At 70.3% G+C, this 18466-nt stretch carries 13 protein-coding genes and 5 pseudogenes; 2 read left to right on the top strand and 16 right to left on the bottom strand.

What is annotated here, in order from left to right; all coding sequences use genetic code 11:
* Positions 1-119: 119 nt before the first annotated feature.
* A pseudogene (locus D5R93_RS14000) lies at positions 120-395 on the top strand (response regulator); the annotation flags it as partial.
* Between the two features lie 99 nt (positions 396-494).
* Positions 495-662 (top strand): annotated as a pseudogene (locus tag D5R93_RS13995) (LuxR C-terminal-related transcriptional regulator); the annotation flags it as partial.
* A gap of 13 nt (positions 663-675) precedes the next feature.
* Here D5R93_RS13995 and D5R93_RS05190 read toward each other — a convergent pair.
* From D5R93_RS05190 to D5R93_RS05115, 16 genes and pseudogenes are all read right to left on the bottom strand, one after another.
* Positions 676-975 (bottom strand): annotated as a pseudogene (locus D5R93_RS05190) (GNAT family N-acetyltransferase); the annotation flags it as partial.
* A 51-nt stretch (positions 976-1026) separates the two neighbouring features.
* On the bottom strand, positions 1027-1947 hold the full coding sequence (locus D5R93_RS05185; RefSeq protein WP_119835650.1) for an RluA family pseudouridine synthase: 921 nt from the start codon (positions 1945-1947) through the stop codon (positions 1027-1029).
* Positions 1944-2528 carry a signal peptidase II gene (gene lspA / locus D5R93_RS05180; RefSeq protein ID WP_119835651.1) on the bottom strand — a complete coding sequence of 195 codons (585 nt, stop codon included), beginning with the start codon at positions 2526-2528 and terminating at the stop codon, positions 1944-1946. The genes D5R93_RS05185 and lspA overlap by 4 nt, the downstream gene beginning before the upstream one ends.
* Positions 2529-2956: 428 nt before the next feature.
* Positions 2957-3565, bottom strand: a complete 609-nt coding sequence (locus tag D5R93_RS05175; RefSeq protein ID WP_119835652.1) for a DivIVA domain-containing protein — start codon at positions 3563-3565, stop codon at positions 2957-2959.
* Between the two features lie 162 nt (positions 3566-3727).
* Complete coding sequence (locus D5R93_RS05170) at positions 3728-4024, bottom strand: YggT family protein (protein WP_119835653.1); 297 nt, start codon at positions 4022-4024, stop codon at positions 3728-3730.
* A 9-nt stretch (positions 4025-4033) separates the two neighbouring features.
* A complete protein-coding gene (locus D5R93_RS05165) occupies positions 4034-4489 on the bottom strand; it encodes a cell division protein SepF (RefSeq protein ID WP_119835654.1) in 456 nt (151 codons plus the stop codon).
* Between the two features lie 206 nt (positions 4490-4695).
* Positions 4696-5505, bottom strand: a complete 810-nt coding sequence (locus D5R93_RS05160) for a purine nucleoside phosphorylase YfiH/LACC1 family protein (RefSeq protein WP_119835655.1) — start codon at positions 5503-5505, stop codon at positions 4696-4698.
* Positions 5502-6767 (bottom strand): cell division protein FtsZ, encoded by a 1266-nt coding sequence (gene ftsZ, locus D5R93_RS05155; protein ID WP_243106963.1) that lies wholly within the window; start codon positions 6765-6767, stop codon positions 5502-5504. The genes D5R93_RS05160 and ftsZ overlap by 4 nt, the downstream gene beginning before the upstream one ends.
* A 272-nt stretch (positions 6768-7039) precedes the next feature.
* Complete coding sequence (locus tag D5R93_RS05150; protein ID WP_243106962.1) at positions 7040-7969, bottom strand: cell division protein FtsQ/DivIB; 930 nt, start codon at positions 7967-7969, stop codon at positions 7040-7042.
* A 289-nt stretch (positions 7970-8258) separates the two neighbouring features.
* Positions 8259-9757, bottom strand: a pseudogene (gene murC / locus D5R93_RS05145) (UDP-N-acetylmuramate--L-alanine ligase).
* 247 nt (positions 9758-10004) lie between these two features.
* Positions 10005-11279: pseudogene (locus D5R93_RS05140) on the bottom strand (UDP-N-acetylglucosamine--N-acetylmuramyl-(pentapeptide) pyrophosphoryl-undecaprenol N-acetylglucosamine transferase).
* Entirely contained in the window at positions 11272-12516 is a 1245-nt protein-coding gene (locus D5R93_RS05135) for an FtsW/RodA/SpoVE family cell cycle protein (RefSeq protein WP_243106961.1), read from the bottom strand. The pseudogene D5R93_RS05140 and the gene D5R93_RS05135 overlap by 8 nt, the downstream one beginning before the upstream one ends.
* 121 nt (positions 12517-12637) lie before the next feature.
* Positions 12638-14227 (bottom strand): UDP-N-acetylmuramoyl-L-alanine--D-glutamate ligase, encoded by a 1590-nt coding sequence (gene murD / locus D5R93_RS05130; RefSeq protein ID WP_423243322.1) that lies wholly within the window; start codon positions 14225-14227, stop codon positions 12638-12640.
* 140 nt (positions 14228-14367) lie between these two features.
* Positions 14368-15456, bottom strand: a complete 1089-nt coding sequence (gene mraY, locus D5R93_RS05125) for a phospho-N-acetylmuramoyl-pentapeptide-transferase (RefSeq protein ID WP_119835659.1) — start codon at positions 15454-15456, stop codon at positions 14368-14370.
* Positions 15453-16868 (bottom strand): UDP-N-acetylmuramoyl-tripeptide--D-alanyl-D-alanine ligase, encoded by a 1416-nt coding sequence (locus D5R93_RS05120; protein ID WP_243106960.1) that lies wholly within the window; start codon positions 16866-16868, stop codon positions 15453-15455. Before D5R93_RS05120 ends, mraY begins: the two co-directional genes overlap by 4 nt.
* Complete coding sequence (locus tag D5R93_RS05115) at positions 16865-18451, bottom strand: UDP-N-acetylmuramoyl-L-alanyl-D-glutamate--2,6-diaminopimelate ligase (protein ID WP_119835661.1); 1587 nt, start codon at positions 18449-18451, stop codon at positions 16865-16867. Before D5R93_RS05115 ends, D5R93_RS05120 begins: the two co-directional genes overlap by 4 nt.
* Between the last annotated feature and the right edge of the window lie 15 nt (positions 18452-18466).

Here is an 18466-nt window from a genome sequence, read left to right as displayed (position 1 = left end):
CTGGTGCGCCGGTGCGCTGCCGCACCAAGGGATGGAGCCACGAAGCATTCAGCCGTAGGGGCCACGGGCGGCGACCTGTATGAGGACCTGTATGAGGACATTGAGGGGCTGACGGCACCGAGGGCCTGGCTGTCCTGGCCCGAACCGGCGTCGACGTAGTCCTGGCTGACGCCCGCATGCCGGGCATGAACGGCGTGGAGCTGGTAGAGCGCTGCCGTGGCCTTTACCCGGAACTTCCAGTGGTGGTGCTGACCACCTTCGACGACGACGCACTGGTCCAGGACGCGCTGGGTGCGGGTGCCGCAGGGTTTGTACTCAAGGACTCCTCGGTCGAAACCCTGGCCAGGACCATCACCTCGGTGCACGCTGGGGGATGGTCATTGACCCTCGGGTAGCTCGTGCGGCTCTGCGGTCACGATCCTCCGGCCCCAGCACCTCCCCGTCTGCGGAGGACCCGCAGCTGGCTGTCCTGACCCCCCGCCGAGCGGGAGGTTGCTGTCTTGGTGGCCCAGGGGCTGACCAACCGGGAGATCGCTGCCAGGATGGTCCTGGCCAAGGGGACGGTGAAGAACGATGTCTCAGCGTTGCTGCGCAAGATAGGCTCAGGCAACCATACGGCGCTGGCGCTAGCACTGGACCGCCTGCTTCGCGCCCAGCCGTGAGCCAGGCGCCGGATCACGGCGTCAGCACACGTGCCATGTCCTGGTGGGGGATCCCGGCGTCCAGGTAGCGCCGCCCGCTCACAGCCTGGTAGCCGCAGCGCTGGTAGAAGCCCATGGCCTGCTCCTGGGCGGACAGGACCACCCTCACACCAGACGTACCCGGCACCACCCCGGCGTTGGTGGCTGCACTGCCCTCCAGGGGCACAGCGCCCTCCAGGGGCACAGCGGCCCGCTCCAGGGCAGCGGCCTCGACAGCAGCGACCAGCCGCGCCCCCAGCCCGGCACCCCGGGCAACCCAGCGCACTGCGAGCCGCACTGAAGGGCACCCCCTGCTCCCCCCGCCCCGGCACGGCCCCACAAGCTCTCAGACCAGGCGCAGGACCTCCAGGGCGTGCACCAGGTCCTCGGGATAGTCAGAGGTGAAGTCCATCCTCTCCCCGGTGACCGGGTGGGCCAGCCCCAGCCCCACCGCGTGAAGCCACTGCCGGGCCAGCCCGGCCCGGGCACCCAGGCGCGGGTCCGCCCCGTAGGTCCCGTCACCGACACAGGGGTGCCCCACCGCCGCCATGTGCACACGGATCTGGTGGGTACGCCCTGTCTCAAGACGCACCTGCACCAGGCAGGCACCCGGCATGACCTCCATGACGTCATAGTGCGTCACAGACTCCCTGCCACCGGGGACCACCGCCATCTTCCACTCCCGCCCCGGATGACGACCGATAGGCGCCTCAACCGTTCCCGAGGACGGGTCCAGGTGCCCCTGCACCAGGGCGTGGTAGGTCTTGTCCACACGGTGGTGCCTGAACGCCGCCTTGAGCACGCTGTAGGCACGCTCCCCCTTGGCCACGACCATGACCCCGGAGGTGCCGACATCCAGGCGAGAGACGATACCCTGACGCTCAGGCGGCCCGGAGGTAGCCACCCGCACCCGCATCGCCCGCAGCGCCCCCAGGACGTCGGGCCCATCCCACCCCACCGACGGGTGAGCGGCGACCCCCGCAGGCTTGTCCACCACGACAATGTCCTCGTCCTCGTAGACCACCCCCATACCCTCCACAGGCGTAGCCACCAGCCGGCTGACCGGAGGATCAGGCAGCTCGACCTCCAGCAGGTCACCCTCACCCAGACGCTGCGACTTAGCCAGCACCACTCCCCCACGACGCACGGCACCCTGCTGGCACAGGTCACCCACCCTGCTGCGCGACAACCCTGTCATCCGGGCCAGGGCAGTATCCGCCCTCTCGCCGACCAGCCCCTCAGGTACCGGCATGACACGCAGGCTCATGCCTGACCCTCCCGGCCGCCCGCTGCACCAGCAGGCCGCTGCCGGGTGCCGTCACGGTCCCGGCCGCCCAGGGTCAGCACCAGGAGCCCCACCGCAGCCACCACGATAGCGATGTCAGCCACGTTACCCACAAAGTACCCGCCGTAGTCGATGAAGTCGACGACGTGCCCGCGCAGGGGGCCCGGGGGACGCACCAGCCGGTCCAGGAGGTTGCCAGCAGCCCCTCCCAGCACCAGTCCCAGCACGAGCGCCCACCAGGTGGAGGCCAGCCTCCGCGAGGCCCGCACGATCGCGACGATGACAGCGACAGCCACCAGTGACAAGACCCACGTGTACCCAGCGGCCAGGGAGAAGGCCGCGCCCGAGTTGCGCACAAGCACCAGGCCGAGCACGTCACCCACAACCGGGAGGCGAGCCCCGTCGCCCAGGGCAGACAGCGCCCAGGCCTTCGTGACCTGGTCCGCGACCACCACGGCACCAGCAACCGCCCATAGCAGCACCGTCGCTGGGACGGCCTGTCTGCCGGCAGCAAGAGGCAGGCCACCGCCCTTGTCAGCCTCTACGGACTGGCCGTCGCTCATGGGATCCTTTCAGTGGCAGGAGGCGGGCCGCACAAGGTCACCAACGCACCACGCAATGAACTAACTGCACTAACTCGGTAGCCACCGTACCCGCCCAGAACTCACCCGCTATTGAGGCAATATTCAAGCGACGCTCAGAAGATGTTCACGCGAAACCACGGCCCACCCGGAGAAACGCTATTGACGGTCCGACAGCAAGGGTCGCCGCCGTGACTGCTCCAGTACGCAGCCACGGCTGCGGAACACGCAGCAGCACCCGGTAGCCCCGCCTGATCACGGGACGGGCCAGGCGGCGGTCGTGACAGCAAGCCTCAGCTGGACTGTCACACACCGCCCCTGGCCGTTGTCAGCGCCTCAGAGGCGCTGACAAAAGGCACCGCTTGAGCACGGTCCGCATGACGCTACCTCAGGTATGCAAGGGCTCAGACCTACAGACCTGCAGTGGCGCCGTCGCTGCCGTCCTCCACGTTGGTGAGAAGGTTTTGCAGGTAGCTCTTGAGTCGGGTCCGGTAGTCGGACTCGAAGCGACGCAGCTCGTCGATCTTGTGCTCCAGGCCGGAGCGCTCCTTCTCCAGCTGGGCCAGGGTACGGTTGCGCTGGTCCTCGGCCTCACGAACGATCTGCTCACCGGTGGAGCGGGCCTCAGTGACGATGCGCTCACCCTCTGCCTTGCCGTTGGCCACGTGCTCGTCGTGAAGGCGCTGGGCCAGCTCGAGCATGCCTGAGGCAGCAGCCGGGCCCTGCGCGGAGTCGGCCCCGGGAACTACCGGCACGGAGCCGGAGACAGGGACGGAGGGCTCGGGCATAGCGGCAACAGGAGCCACAGGGGCTGCCGCCGCTCCCTCCCCCAGCTCCGCGACACGCCGGTTGGCAGCCTCCAGCTTCGCCTTGAGGTCTGCGTTCTCAGCCTCCAGCTGACGCATGGCCTCAACCACCTCGTCGAGGAAGTCATCGACCTCGTCCTGCTCGTAGCCCTCGCGGAACTTGGTGGCCTGGAACTTCTTGTTGAGGACGTCGTCTGCCGTCAGCAGCGTCATAGTCGTCACCTCGGTGTCGTTACGGGAAAGGTCACGAGCACCGGGATACCGGTCACTCATGCGGACAGAGTACCTGAACTCAGGGTCCAGGCCGTATCAAGCGCGCTGCCTGTCACGTTGGGATCATGGCAGCAGCATATATCGTCTCGGTCTCGCCCGTCCTCAGATCAAGAGGACAAGCAGACGCTGGACGACGATGATCCCAAGAAACAGGACCAGGAAGCTCAGGTCGATCCCGAGCCCGCCCATGCGAAGCATAGGCAGCACCCCGCGGATCCAGCGCAGCGGCGGATCGGTGAGGGTGTAGACAAGGTTAGCCAGGACCAGGACGACACCGGTCGGGCGCCACTGGCGGGCGAACATCTGGACCCAGTCCAGGACTACCCTGACGAGAAGGACCAGGGTGTACAGGCTCAGGAGGCTGGAGAGTATCCGGGCAACCAGCGCGATGGGACCCATGTGCGCGGCTCAGCCCTGATTGAAGAAGCGGTCCCGGCCCTCGACCGCCTCGCCGCCGTCAATCTCGACACTGGCGGGAGTCAGCAGGAAGACACGAGGCGTGACCCTCTCAATAGCCCCGTGGAGACCAAAGACCAGTCCTGCGGAGAAGTCAACCATCCGGCGGGCGTCGGACTCACTCATCCCCGTGAGGTTGATGATCACCGGCACCCCGTCACGGAAGGACTCGCCGATGACGCGAGCCTCGTTGTAGGTGGAGGGGTGGACCGTCACGATCCTACGCAGGTCTGCTGGGACGACGGGCTCAGGGACCGAGGCGGCGTAGTCCTGGAAGTCGTTGTCAGCGAGCTCGTCCTGCTCCTGCACGGCATAGTCGGACTCCGCGACCTCAAAGTCGTCCTCGTAGGCCTCTTCCGTCGGCTCGGAGTAGCCGAGGAAGTTGCTCATACTGCGCAGCGCGCCCATGGGTAGCTCCTTGATTCGTCCGGTCCCCTGCGTTCCGGATGTGGGCCGACGTTATCCGCCCACCCACCGCCACAGGGGGACGCCGTGTCGGCGTGTCACCAACCCCAGGTTCCAGAAAGATTACGTCCAGGATACTCCCATATTGTGTTTTTCTCACACACTACCCGGACCCTTCCGCGGCAGGAAACCCCTCTCCTCCCAACGCCTTAGACGCACCGTGGCACGACGACTCCGGCAAGACGACCGGTCCTGCCGTCACGCCGGTAGGAGTAGAGGCCGGGGTCCTCGTAGGTGCACCAGTAACCGGTGCTGATCCGCTCGATTCCGCACCGCTCCAGCTGCGCGACCACCCCGGCAGCCACGTCGAGACCAGGGGTGCCCCAGCGGGTCACCGCAGCACAGGCGGGTTCGCGCTGCGCGGATTCCGCACGCATACGCTCACTCACCTCGTAGCAGCCCGAGCAGATACATGGTCCCGTAGCGGCCCACAGGTCGGCCACGCGCGCCCCGGCCGCGACCAGGGCGTCCACGGTGGCCGGGACGACGCCGTCGAGCATCCCGCGACGCCCCGCGTGCACTGCAGCCAGCAAGGAGCCGTCCCCGGAGGCGAGCAGCAGGGGCACGCAGTCAGCGACCAGGACGCAGGCACCTGCCGGGGCTGCGTCCTGGCGGGTGTCGAGCACCAGGGCGTCGGCCGTGGGGACCTCGTACGCCGAGGCGGCAGCGACCACGGCGGAGTGGACCTGGTCCATCCAGGCCAGGCCCCCTGCGCTCCCGCTCCCGGCACCCCTGCCGCCGCGGATCACGCGCCGCTCCAGCTCGGCACGATTCCTGCCGACGCGATGAGGGTCATCACCTACGTGCAGCGCCAGGTTCCAGCCCGCATAGGGGTCCCCGCCGTCACCGGCACCACGCGCACGAGCCCCGGCACCCCGGGTCGTGAAGAACCCGCGGGCACCAGGGCCCAGGTCAACCTCCAGGAGGTCGCCGTACCCGTCGGCCGCCGGGCCGCTCAACGCAGGAAGTCAGGCAGGTCGATACCGTCGTCCTCGGCATCGACTCCGAGGACCGCCGGGACCTCTAGCTCAGAGGCCGCCCGGCCGGCTGTCTCGTCCACGTAGGCAGGCACCTCACTGGTTGATACCTCGGACTCCGGCACGGGGAGCTCCACCAGGTGCGCAGCCGGTGCCGGGCGAGTCACGGGGTTGCGGGCCGCGTGGGCACCTCCCCGACTGGGCAGGACCTCCTCAGCCGAGGGTGACGGTGCCGAGGCCGCCGCAGAGGCAGACCGGGCAGCACGCGAGGCCGCGGCCACCGCCGCAACAGGCTCGGCATCGAAGCCGGCCGCGATGACGGTGACGCGGACCTCGTCCCCCAGGGCACCGTCCACGACGTTGCCGACGATGATGTTGGCCTCGGGGTGGACCGCCTCGCGAACGAGGTTGGCGGCCTCGTTCATCTCGAACAGGCCCAGGTCCGAGCCGCCCTGGAAGAACAGCAGGACACCGTGCGCCCCGTCGATGGAGGTCTCCAGCAGCGGGGAGGCGATCGCCTCCTCGGTCGCGGTGACAGCACGCCCCTCACCGGTGGCCGAACCGATCCCCATCAGGGCGCTGCCCGCTCCCTGCATGACCGACTTGACGTCGTTGAAGTCGACGTTGATGAGGCCGGGAGTGGTGATAAGCTCGGTGATGCCCTGAACGCCCTGGAGGAGGACCTGGTCGGCCTGCTTGAAGGCGTCGACCACGGAGATGTTCTTATCGGCGATCTGCAGCAGACGGTCGTTAGGGATGACGATGAGGGTGTCGACCTCCTCGCGCAGCGCCTGGACGCCGTCCTCGGCCTGGGCCGAGCGTCGGCGCCCCTCGAAGGAGAACGGCCGCGTGACCACGCCGATCGTAAGGGCGCCGATGGCCTTAGCCAGGCGCGCGACGACAGGAGCACCCCCGGTACCGGTACCGCCCCCCTCCCCTGCGGTGACAAAGACCATGTCCGAGCCGTCCAGGGCCTCGCGGATCTCCGACTCGTGGTCCTCGGCCGCCTTACGACCTATTGCCGGGTCGGCCCCGGCCCCGAGCCCGCGGGTGAGGTCGCGGCCGACGTCGAGCTTGACGTCGGCGTCAGACATGAGCAGGGCCTGGGCATCCGTGTTCACGGCAATGAACTCCACACCACGCAGATCCGCCTCGATCATCCGGTTGACGGCATTGACACCGCCGCCACCGACGCCGACGACCTTGATTTCGGCCTGGTAGTGCTGTGTGTCGTCCACAGCCATGCTCTCCGCCACTGGCGTTCCCCTCACGGTCGTCATGAGTCCCGCGCGGGACTCCCCTGCGCCCTCAACCTAAAGTTAAGGTTTACACTTATGTCATTCTTCGAACGACGGACACAACGCTATAGAACCACATCGTTGTGCTACGTATTGAGGCCCCGGCGTGTTCGCCCCCGGAGCCACCGCCCCGACCTGCTCCAGCCGCTGTGAGGAACCACGGCGCCAAGGCACCTGAGCACCTGTCACCCTGACTGCTGTCACCGCTACGCCCGCTCTCACCGCTGGGCGCCGGAGTCCTCCGGAAGGCCCGACTGGGAGGTTGTCGGGTTGTGCGGTGAGGACACGTCGTAGACAGCGGCCTCAGTCTGCATCAGCACCGACAGCGCCCGGGCCTTGAGGTCGTTGTCCTCACTGCCTCCCCACACCACTGTGGCGCCGCCCTCCATCACCAGAGTCACCTGGCCGTTGTCCGTCGAGGTCCCGCTGGACACCTGGGCCAGAACCTCCGGGTCCAGGGCGCCCACGGCCTGCGTCACCGCCGAGACCTGCTGAGCGCTGAGCGCCCCCTGGGGACTGTCACCGGAGTCGGCACCCTCCTGCGCCACGATACTGACCAGATCCTCGGGAACGGAGTCAGCCGTCTCAAGGACCACCGCCTCCTCGTCCAGGACCTGGTAGCCGTCCTCACCCCGGTAGGAGGCTACCGGCACCCGCATCTCCAGAGCCACCTCCACACCGTGGGGCCACGAGCGCGTCACCTCAGCGGTACGGACCCGAACCAGGCTGTCCTCCACGGCGGCCGACATCTCGGCAGTATCCAGGAGCAGCAGAGAGTCCCCCTGGTAGCCAGCAAGCACCTCACGGACCTGCACATCCTCCACGCTCCCGTCTGAGCCCGTCACCGTGACGGCTGAGCCACGCAGGGCGACAGCGGGAGAGGCCAGGAGCACCCAGGCCACCGCTGCGGTAGCCAGCACGGCCGCAGCGAATAGGGCCACCTGCCGCAGACGCAGACGGGCCAGGGCGTGCCTGCGCTCTGCCAGCCGATCAGCCAGGCCCGTGGAGACCACGGTGCGCTCGTGCCGTGGCTCGGAGACCGGGCGACGGCTGAAGACGGCCAACTCGGTCGAGCCCGACGCACCCGCCGAGTCCCGTGAGCCGGAAGAACGTACCGCGTCCGCGGTACCCGCGGAGGCGGCTGGCACAGCCGAGGCCCTGGCCGGGCGAGAAGCCGAGGAGGACCCGGGGAGGACGCAGCAGCACCGCTGGCGGCTGGAGGTGAGCCCGCCCGCCCGGGAACTGGTGCGCCGCTGCCCCACCACGACGCTGCCGCCCGGAGGCAGCCTCGGTCAGGCCGGGGGAACGACGTCGGTCGGCAGAGGGTGCTCCGCGGCGGGAGGAGCCCCCACGCACGGGCGGGACAGCAGGCGGAAGATCCTCCCGCTGGGTAGCCGGCGCCTCCGGGCGGGGGCGAGCGGGTTTCCTCATCACGGCTCAGTCCCCTGCCCGTCGGAGAAGGGAGAGCATTACCTCCCGCTGGGCGGAGGAGGCCTCCAGCTGCTCCAGGACTGTCACACCCAGCTCGGTGACGTCACCAGCCCCCACCGTCAGCAGCACGTCCCGGGACGCGCAGCCGAGGCGAGGGTACGTGCGGCCTTGCACCGGTCAGGCACGTAGAGGGCCGCAGGTCCTGCCCCACCAGACCCGCCAGAAGCAGCAGGAGCGCCGCCCTGGCCACGGCCCTGCACCACCTGGTCCACGACCATGGCGCCGGAGACCCCGGGGAAGTCGGCCTGTGTCTCGCGTGCCGGGTAGATACCCGTGACCACCACGGTGTCGGCCAGGGCAAGAGCCTCTCCGAAGCGCTGGGCGAAGGCCCTGGTGCGTGAGTACAGGTGGGGCTGGAACAGGACCAGGACCCGCCCGTGACGGGAGCGGGCGACCTCGCGTGCCGTCCTCAGCAGCGCCTCCACCTCGGTGGGGTGGTGGGCGTAGTCGTCGATGACCCGTACGCCAGCAGCCTCGCCGCGGTCCTCGAACCGACGCCCGGTACCGGAGAAGGCCCCCAGTGCCCGTGCCATCGCCTCAGGGTCCACACCCAGCTCCAGCCCGACCGCCCACGCCCCTGCGGCGTCCAGCGCGACGTGGTCCCCCGGTACGGACAGCCGCAGAGGCACCGGCCCCGTAGCGGAGGGACCGCCGTGGCTGCCACGCGAGGTCAGGGTCACGGCAGCCCGGGTGGCGGCCTCCGTGCGCTCGTGCACATCCAGGTGGACGTGGCCCTCCCCCAGCAGTACCTCACCCGGCAGCCCCTCAACGCCCTGGGAGGAGTAGGTCACCACCCTCAGTCCCTCCTGGACGGCTCTGACCGCCAGCCGCAGCGACCCCTCGTCGTCGGCACAGGCCACGAGGAGCCCGCCGGGGACCATGCAGTGCGCGAACTCTGCAAAGGCCTCCTCAAACGCCTCGGCGGTGCCGTAGCTGTCCAGGTGGTCCGGCTCCACGTTGGTAACCAGCTCGACACGAGGCCTGTAGTTGAGGAAGGAGCGGTCGGACTCGTCGGCCTCCGCCACGAAGGCTCTCCCGCTGCCCAGGTGGGCTCCCGTCCCCAGTGCGCGCACGACACCCCCGACAGCAAAGGACGGGTCGGCACCGACCAGGGTCAGGGCCTCGGCCAGCATGCCCGAGGTCGTCGTCTTGCCGTGGGCGCCGGCCACAGCCACGAAGTCGGTGCCCTGTGCTGCCAGAGCCAGGGCCTCGGACCGGTGGATCACCTCCTGGCCGCGCTGGCGAGCCACCCCCAGCTCCGGGTTGGTCTGCCTGATAGCCGAGGACACCACCACGACAGCCTCGGTGGGCACCTGGGACGGCTGGTGCCCCACACGCACGTCCAGCCCCAACTCGGCCAGCTGTCTCAGGGCGGGGCTGTCCTGGGCGTCCGACCCGCTGACCCGGGCACCACGGGCCGCCAGGAGCCGGGCCACCACGCTCATGCCCGCGCCGCCGACGCCGAGGAGGTGGAACGCCCTGCCCTCCAGAAGCGGACCACCACCCCGGCCCGTCTCGCTGCGGGCGGCCTCCCCCGAGCCCCCGGCTACGGGCATCACCCCGGCCGCCCTGGCCGCCTCGGTCTCCGTACCAGCCTCGCTGCCGCTGCTACGACGCTTACTCCTGCTCATTGGTCCCTCTCCCTCAGGTTCCTGCCTGGCTGTCCTACGCCGGCTACCCGCAGACCCGCACCTAGCGCGGCTCGTCCTCTCCCGAGGTCACGTCCACGTCGCCCGTCCGTCCGGCGCTGTCCCGCACCAGGGCCGTCAGCCGGGCAGCGGCGTCACGCACACCTGTGGAGGCCGCGGCCTGGGCCATGGCGCCGCGCCGTCGGGGATCAGTCACCACCGCCGTGAAGTCCAGGACGTCGTCCACGGTGAGCCGGGCGTCGAGGACCAGCCGCCCGCCTCCGGCCGACACGACGTCGGCGGCGTTGAGACGCTGTTCCCCGTTACCCACCGGCAGGGGCACGTAGAGGGCCGGTAGCCCCAGGGCGGTCAGCTCGGCCACCGTGCCTGCGCCCGAGCGGCAGATCACGCCGTCCGCGCACGCGTAGGCCTGCTCCATGGTGGTCAGGTAGTCCAGGACGTGGTAGCGCTCCTCCAGGTCCCCTCCCCCTCGGTGCGAGCCGCCTGGGCCAGGGCCTCACGCACCGGGCGTCCTTGCCCCGGCCGGTGAGGTGGACAACCTGAAGGGAGGCGGGCAGACGTGGCGGGTCGGCAGCGACGGCCTCAACGAGCACCTCGTTGAGCCGCTGCGCGCCCAGGGAACCCCGGTCACCAGCAGCACCGGGGCCGAGGGGTCCAGCCCCAGCGCCGTAGCAGCCTCCTGGCGGGCCTGCCAGGCCTTCTCCTCCGTGGCGCGCGCGGCCACCAGGTCAGCCACGGCGGGCCTCAGGGGCAGGCCTGTGACCTCGGTGCGTCCTCGCCGGGCTGACAGCCGTGTCGAGGCGAAGGTCAGGGCAACCGCTCTGGCCCAGGAGGCCCCCAGGCGGTTGGCCAGCCCGGGCCGGGCGTTCTGCTCGTGGATGACGACGGGCACTCCCGCCTTGCGGGCTGCCAGGTAGGCGGGAGTAGCGACATAGCCGCCGAACCCGACGACCACCTCCGCGCCGATGGCCTCAATGGCCTCGGCAGCCGCGCCGACCGCCCGACCCATCTGTCGCGGAAGCCGCAGCAGGTCCCCGCTGGGGCGGCGCGGCAAGGGGACCCGGGGGACGTAGGCGAGGTCGAGACCAGCCTCGGGCACCAGCCGGTCCTCCAAACCCTCCCGGGTACCCAGGACCAGGACCCGGGTCCGAGGGTCCCCGCCGCAGCCGGGGTCCTGCAGCGCCGCTGCGGTGGCCAGCAGCGGGTTGACATGCCCCGCAGTCCCGCCTCCCGCCAGAAGGACCCGCAACGGCCGGGCACCGGGCGCGCCAGGGCCGGAAGCGGCAGCGGTGTCGGCGGACTCAGCAGGCTCAGGCACGGTTCCTCCTCGGGACGATCACCGACAGGGTGCGGCGCAGAGCGCCGGGGCTTGATCTCAGGGCCTCCTGGGCGCCTGGCTCGTGACGAGCGAAGGCCAGCAGGACGCCCATGGCCAGCAGGACGGAGACCAGAGCGGTCCCGCCCCGGCTGACCAGGGGCAGGGGCAGCCCCAGGACGGGAAGGATACCGGTCACGACCATCATGTTGATGAGAGCCTGGCCCACCACCCAGGCACCGATGGCCGAGGCGGTGGCCACCACGCAGGGATCCGTATGCCGCCGCATGGTCCGCAGGCAGCAGCCCCCGATGACCGCGAACAGGGCGATGACCGTCAGGGTGCCCAGCAGGCCGAACTCCTCTCCCAGCACCGCGAACACGTAGTCGGAGTCCGCCTGGGTGAGATAGCCCCACTTCTGTCGCGAGGAACCGGGGCCGACCCCGAACCACCCTCCCGTGCCCAGCGCCCACTGACCGTGGCGCGGCTGGTAGCCCACACCAGTGGGGTCGGCGCCGTCGGGACGCAGCCAGGCGAGGATCCGGGCACGACGGCTCACCGACAGCAGGGAGGCGGTCATGAAAAGGAGCAGCCCCAGGCAGCCCAGGGCAGCGAACCACCTCCGGGCCAGGCCGCCCACCCACAGCGCCCCCGCGACGATGAGGACCAGGACGATCACCGTTCCCAGGTCCTGGCCAGCCATGACGCTGAGGACAGCCAAGGCCACCATCACCCACCCGGCCATGACCGCTCGCCCTCGGCGACCCTGGGCGTACCAGGCCACCAGCGTCCCCAGGGCCAGGGCCAGGGCCAACTTCATCGGCTCCGAGGGCTGGGCGGTGCCGATTCCGGGAACCTGGATCCAGTTACGGTTGCCGTAGACGTTCACGCCGACGGGAGAAAAGACCAGGAGCTGCATCCCCATCGTCAGCACCAGCATCACCCAGGCCAGCCTTGGGAACCAGGACAGGGGCACCCGGGAGAGCGCGAGCATCCCCACGACACCCACGACGGCAAAGACCAGGTACTTGGCGAAGTCCGTGTACGGGTTGCCCCCGTGGCGGCCACCGTCACCGACTGGACCGAGAAGACCATGACAAGCCCCAGGGTCAGCAGGACCAGGGTGGACAGCAGTAGCGCGTAGTAGGTCAGTGTCGCCTGCTCCCCCCCACGGCGGCCCCTCCCGCCTGCGGCGCCACGGTCGTCGTCGGGCCGGGACCGTCTCCAGGAGCCGCTCCATGGCCTCCACCGCCGCAACCGGGACCGCAGCCCCTCGCTACCAGGCAGGTCCTGGCCGACGTGGCCTGCCGACGTGGAGGGAGCCGCAGCAGGACGCAGCCTCGGCGGTGAGACAGGCACGCTCACTCCTGGCACCTCCTCTGCCCCCGGCTACGCCCCCCGGCTCCCGACAGGTCCCCGGCGTCACCCGACTCCTCCACCAGCGCGCTCACCGCGGAGGCGAAGAGATCCCCGCGCTGGGCGTAGGAGGAGAACTGGTCCCAGGAGGCGCAGGCGGGAGCCAGGACCACCGTGTCGCCAGCGCGGGCCAGGCGGGCGGCCTCGCTCACCGCCGCGCGCATCAGGGCGCTAGGCGGGGCGTCAGGGACCTGCCGCACCGGCACCTGGGGAGCCTGTGCCGACAGAGCCGCCAGGACGTCGGTCTGGTCCCGTCCGATGACAACCGCACCGCGAAGGCGCGACCTCACCGCGGAGACAAGGTCGAAGAACCGGGCGCCCTTGGTGTCGCCCCCCACGACCCACACGGCACTACCGGCAGGCAGGCCGCTGAGCGCCGCCTGTGCCGCGTGGGGGTTGGTGGCCTTGGAGTCGTCCACCCAGGTCACCCCGTCCGCCTGGGCCACGGTGACGCTGCGGTGCGCCCCCGGGCTGTAGGCACGCAGCCCCGCGGCGACTGCCTCCTCGTCGGCGCCGCCGGCACGGGCCAGGCACGCCGCAGCCAAGGCATCGGCCACGATGTGCCCGGGCAGCCTGTCCACGGCTGCACCCGGTGCAAGGTGGGCCAGGTCCAGGGTCGTGGCCAGCTCGACGGCGTGAGAGCGTCCACGAGAGTGGAAGGCGCGGTCCACGAGCAGGCCGTCCACCACGCCGACCTGGCCCGGGGCGGGGGCACCCAGAGTGAACCCGACCGCCCGGCAGCCCTCCACGACGTCGGCCCTGTCGACCATGTCGACAGTGGCCCGGTCAGCGGCGTTGTACACCGCCGCGGCCCTGGTCCGGGCGTAGACACGGGCCTTGTCCGCAGCGTAGGCCTCCAGGTCCCCGTGCCAGTCGAGGTGGTCAGGCGCCAGGTTAAGGCAGGCCGAGGCCAGCGGGGAGATGCTCGTCGTCGTGTGCAGCTGGAAGCTGGACAGCTCGACAGCCAGGGCGTCCGCCCCGCCCTCCAGGACCGCCTCAGTCACCGGCCTACCAATGTTGCCTACGGCGGGTGCCCTCAGGCCCGCCTGGCCCAGGATCTCCGAGAGCATCGAGACGGTAGTCGTCTTGCCGTCCGTACCGGTCAGCGCCAGCCAGGCCACGTCCGGGCGGGAGGAGTCCTGCTGGAGCCTCCAGGCGAGCTCGACCTCGCTCCACGTCGTCGTGCCGACACGGGCCAGCGTCCTCAGGACGGGGCCGGTGGCGGGAACTCCCGGAGAGACCACGACCAGTCGCAGGTCGCTGTCCTCCAGCGCCCGCGCCGTCGCCTCCGCGTCACCCACGGTGACACCCGCCACCGTGCTCCCCAGTGACTCGACCGAGGGCTCCCGGGAGTCGAAGACGTGGACCTGCGCACCCAGGGTGGTCAGCGCCTCCACGGCAGCACGGCCGCTGCGCCCCAGGCCCACGACGCCAGCGCGGGCACCCTCCAGGTCCTGGCGCAGCGGCCTGCCGACCGGGCCGGTGGTCCGAGAAGGCCGCTGCGGGGGCACACTGCTGGTCGCTGCGGTGGTCACGGTGCTGTACACCCTCCTGCTGGTCCTGGCTGTGGTCAACACTGTCAGCACTGTGCTGAACACCGTGCTGAACGCGGTGGCGTCGGTACGCCCCGCGGCCCGCCGACGTGGGTGCCGCGGCACGGCCGCGCCCAGAGTACTCAGGCTACGAGGAACTCCGCGTAGAACAGGCCGAGCCCCGCGACGACGCACAGGCCGGCAATGATCCAGAAGCGGATCACGACGTTGACCTCGGTCCATCCTCCCAGCTCAAAGTGGTGGTGGAGTGGAGCCATGCGGAAGACACGCTTGCCGGTTGCCTTGAAGGAGGCGATCTGGATGACGTCGCTCATGACCTCGGCCAGGAACAGCCCTCCCAGGACCACGGCAAGGAACTCCGTACGGGTCAGGATCGACAGCCCGGCCACGGCTCCCCCCAGCGCCAGGGATCCGGTGTCCCCCATAAAGATCTTGGCCGGGGAGGCGTTCCACCACAGGAAGCCGAAGCTGGCCCCCATGAGCGCTGCGGAGACCATGGCCAGGTCCCGGGGGTCGCGTACCTGGTAGCAGGTCGTGGCCACCACGTCGGAGTGCCCGTAGAGGCAGGACTGGTTGGTCTGCCACACCCCGATAAGGGTGTAGGCAGCGAAGACCATGGCGGAGGCGCCCGCTGCCAGGCCGTCGAGTCCGTCGGTGAGGTTGACCGCGTTGGACCAGGCAGTGATGAGGAAGTTCGCCCACAAGATGAACAGGAGGAGGCCCACAAGAGCCCCGGCGAAGGCGAGGTCCAGGGAGGTGTCCCGGGCGAAGGAAACCCGGGTCGAGGCCGGGGCGACGCCGTCACGGTCGGTAAAGCGCAGGGCCATGACCGCAAAGCTGATGCCGATGAAGGCCTGGCCGACGATCTTCTGCCAGGCCCGCAGGCCCAGGGACCGCTGCTTTGAGATCTTCTCGAAGTCGTCCAGGAAGCCGATGAGCCCCAGCCCCACGACCAGGTACAGCAGGAGGACCCCGGAGGCCCGGGGAGTACGCAGCTCGCTCAGGTTGGCCAGGGCGTAGCCCGCCACCGTGGACAAGATGATGACGACACCACCCATGGTGGGGGTGCCACGCTTGGTGAAGTGCCCCTGCGGGCCGTCCTGGCGGATGAACTGCCCGTACTCCTTGACCTGGAGGTAGCGGATCAGCAGCGGTGTCCCCAGGAGTGTGCCGACCAGGCCGACAAGGCCGGAGACGAGGATGGCGGTCATCGGGGGCGAGCCTCCTTGAGGTGGTCGGCCAGGCGCCAGGCGCCGGAGCCGTGGGATCCCTTGATCAGGACGGCGTCGCCGTCACGAAGCAACGTGCTGGACCGTGTCACAGCCTCCTGGGCGTCGGCGAGGCCGACGGCCTCCACGCCCTCAGCCCGGGCCGACTCCAGGGCCGGCTCCGTCCCCGCTCCGATGCCTACCAGCAGGTTGGCCCCTGCCTGGGCCGCCAGCAGGCCCGTCCGAGCGTGGTCTGCCACCGAGGCCCCACCCAGCTCCAGCATCTCCGAGACGACGACGACACGCCGCCGCTGTCCCGCCAGGGCAGGCAGGGCTGCCAAGGCTGCGGTCATGGAGTCGATGTTGGCGTTGTAGGAGTCATCGATGAGCAGCAGGTCACCCCCGAGCACAGCCACGTCCATCCGGTGCGGGCTCTCGATCTCCACCTGTCCCAGCTGGTCGGCGACGACCTCGGGAGCGGCCCCGGCAGCCAGCGCGAGCCCGGCCGCGGCCAGCGCGTTGGAGACGTTGTGCGCCCCGGGAACAGCCAGGTGGACCCGTCGGGGCTCGGCGAGCCCGGGAAGGCTGAGAGTGAAGGACGCCCGGGCTCCCTGGCCCACGACGACGTCGCTGGCGCGCAGATCAGCGCGGCCTCCGCTGGCTGAGAAGGTCAGGACCGGTCCGGGTGCACTGGTGACCATAGCCGCAGCGCGCTGGTCATCGACGTTGAGCAGGGCCGTGCCCCCAGGCAGCAGGCCGGAGAGGATCTCTGCCTTGGCCTGGGCCACGCCCTCGATGGAGCCGAAGCCGCCCATGTGCGCGTGGCCGACCATGAGGACGGCGGCCGCGTCCAGGGGCGCGACACCGGTGAGGTAGTCGATGTGGCCGGGGCCGGAGGCCCCCATCTCCAAGACCAGGTAGCGCGTGGCCTCGTCAGCCTCCAGCACCGTCAGCGGCAGCCCGATCTCGTTGTTGAAGCTGGCTCGCGGCGCGACGGTAGGACCACAGGCGGCCAGGACCTGACGCGTCAGGTCCTTGGTGGTGGTCTTGCCCACCGACCCGGTCATCGCCACCACGTCCAGGCGGCTGCCTCGAGCCAGGGCCGCACTGCGCAGGTGCTCCAGGTGGGCACGGGCCAGGGCACCCAGCGCCTCTACCGTGTCGGGGACCACCACGAGTCCCAGGGGCAGGTCGGCACCCGCCTCAGGGCTGCTCACCAGCGCACCCACGGCCCCTCGCTCCAGGGCCGAGGCCAGGTGGGCGTGCCCGTCAGTGCGCTCCCCGCGCACCGCGACAAAGAGCGAGCCGGGTCGAGCCTGCCGGGAGTCAGTAACCACCGGTCCGTCCACGACCGCGTCAGGTCCGAGGAGGCTTCCGCCGACGACAGCAGCAGCCTGCGCCAGGGTGCGGCTCATGCCTGGGGCCACTTCTGGGCGACGGCCTGGGCCATGACCGGGGCGTCGTTGTAGCGGATGAACTCGCCCCCGGCCTCCAGGAAGGGCTCGTGGCCCTTGCCTGTGACGATGACAGTGTCCTGCGGCCCGCACAGCTCCACACCCCGACGCACGGCGTCGCCGCGCCAGGTCGTGACCTCCTCGACGTCGCGCAGGTCCGGACGCACCGAGCGCACCCCCTCCAGGACGGCGTCACGGATGGACTGGGGGTCCTCGCTACGGGGGTTCTCGTCAGTGACGACGAGGACGTCCGCGAGCCTGGCGGCTACCGCGCCAAGCATGGGGCGCTTGCCCTGGTCACGATCGCCGTCGGAGCCGAAGACCACGATGAGACGCCCCGGGGTGATAGGCCGCACAGCCTGCAGCGCCAGCTCCAGGGCGTCCGGTGTGTGCGCGAAGTCCACGATGCACAGCCCCCGGGTCCCGTCACGCTGGCTGATGCGCTGCATCCGTCCGGGCACGGCGTGGGCGCCCGCCAGCGCCTCCACCGCGGTCTGCGCCGGGACCCCGGCACACAGGGCCATGACCAGGGCCAGGGCGGCATTCTGCACGTTGACGGCGCCGGGCAGCGGACAGGAGGCGGGGAGCTCCTGCCCGTCGGGGCCGTGGAGGACAAAAGTGGTCGCGGCCTGCGTCAGGGAGACGACGGCGTCGCTCACCCACCACTGCGCCTGCGCGTCACCAGGGTAGGTCCGTACCCGCTCCACCGGCACGGCCGCCGAGGCGGCCAGCTGTCGGCCCCACTCGTCATCGACGCACACCACCCCGCGGCGCGCGTGCTCCGGGGTGAACAGCCGGGACTTGGCCTCCAGGTAGCCCTCCATGGTGCCGTGGAAGTCCAGGTGGTCACGCTGGAGGTTGGTGAAGCCGACGACGTCCAGGACCGTCCCGTCCAGCCGGTGCAGGACGACAGCGTGGCTGGATGCCTCCAGGCAGGCCGCGCCCACCCCCTGCTCCGCCGCCAGGGCGAACATCCTGTGAAGCACCGGGGCCTCGACGGTGGTGCGCGGAGACTCCACCCGGGAGCCGCCCACACGCAGCTCGACGGTGCCGGCCAGCATGGTGGACCCCAGGTGCGCCGTGAGGATCGCGTCCAGGAAGTAGGTGGTGGTGGTCTTGCCGTTGGTCCCGGTCACAGCCGTGGTCACCAGCTGCCGGGCGGGGTGGTGGTAGATCTCAGCAGCCAGCGGCCCAGCGAGCGCCCGCGGGTCGGGGCAGGTCAGGACCGGGGTGCCGGGAGCCGTCTGACGAGCCAGGGACACCCCGTCAGGGTCGGTCAGCACGGCGACAGCGCCGTCGGCCACGGCCTGACCGCAGAACCGGGCACCGTGGGCAGTGAACCCGGGCACCGCGACAAAGACCTCCCCAGGTGCCACGTCCGCGGAGTCCACAGAGGCCCCGGCCACAGCCAGCCCGGCCAGGGCGGCCGCGTCCTGGTCAGTCGCAGGGCTGGCACCCAGGCGCTGGGCGAGCACCTCTAGCGAAGTGGGCGCGTTGTGCTGCGGCCGCAGCGAGGCTGCCGACTCGTAGGCGTGGTTGGTCATAGTTCCTCAATCTAT

It is taken from the genome of Actinomyces lilanjuaniae, from assembly GCF_003606385.1.
In the GTDB taxonomy this organism is placed as follows: domain Bacteria; phylum Actinomycetota; class Actinomycetes; order Actinomycetales; family Actinomycetaceae; genus Actinomyces; species Actinomyces lilanjuaniae.
Note: the sequence above shows the minus strand (reverse complement) of the source record. Positions and strands in the feature narration are given on the sequence as shown.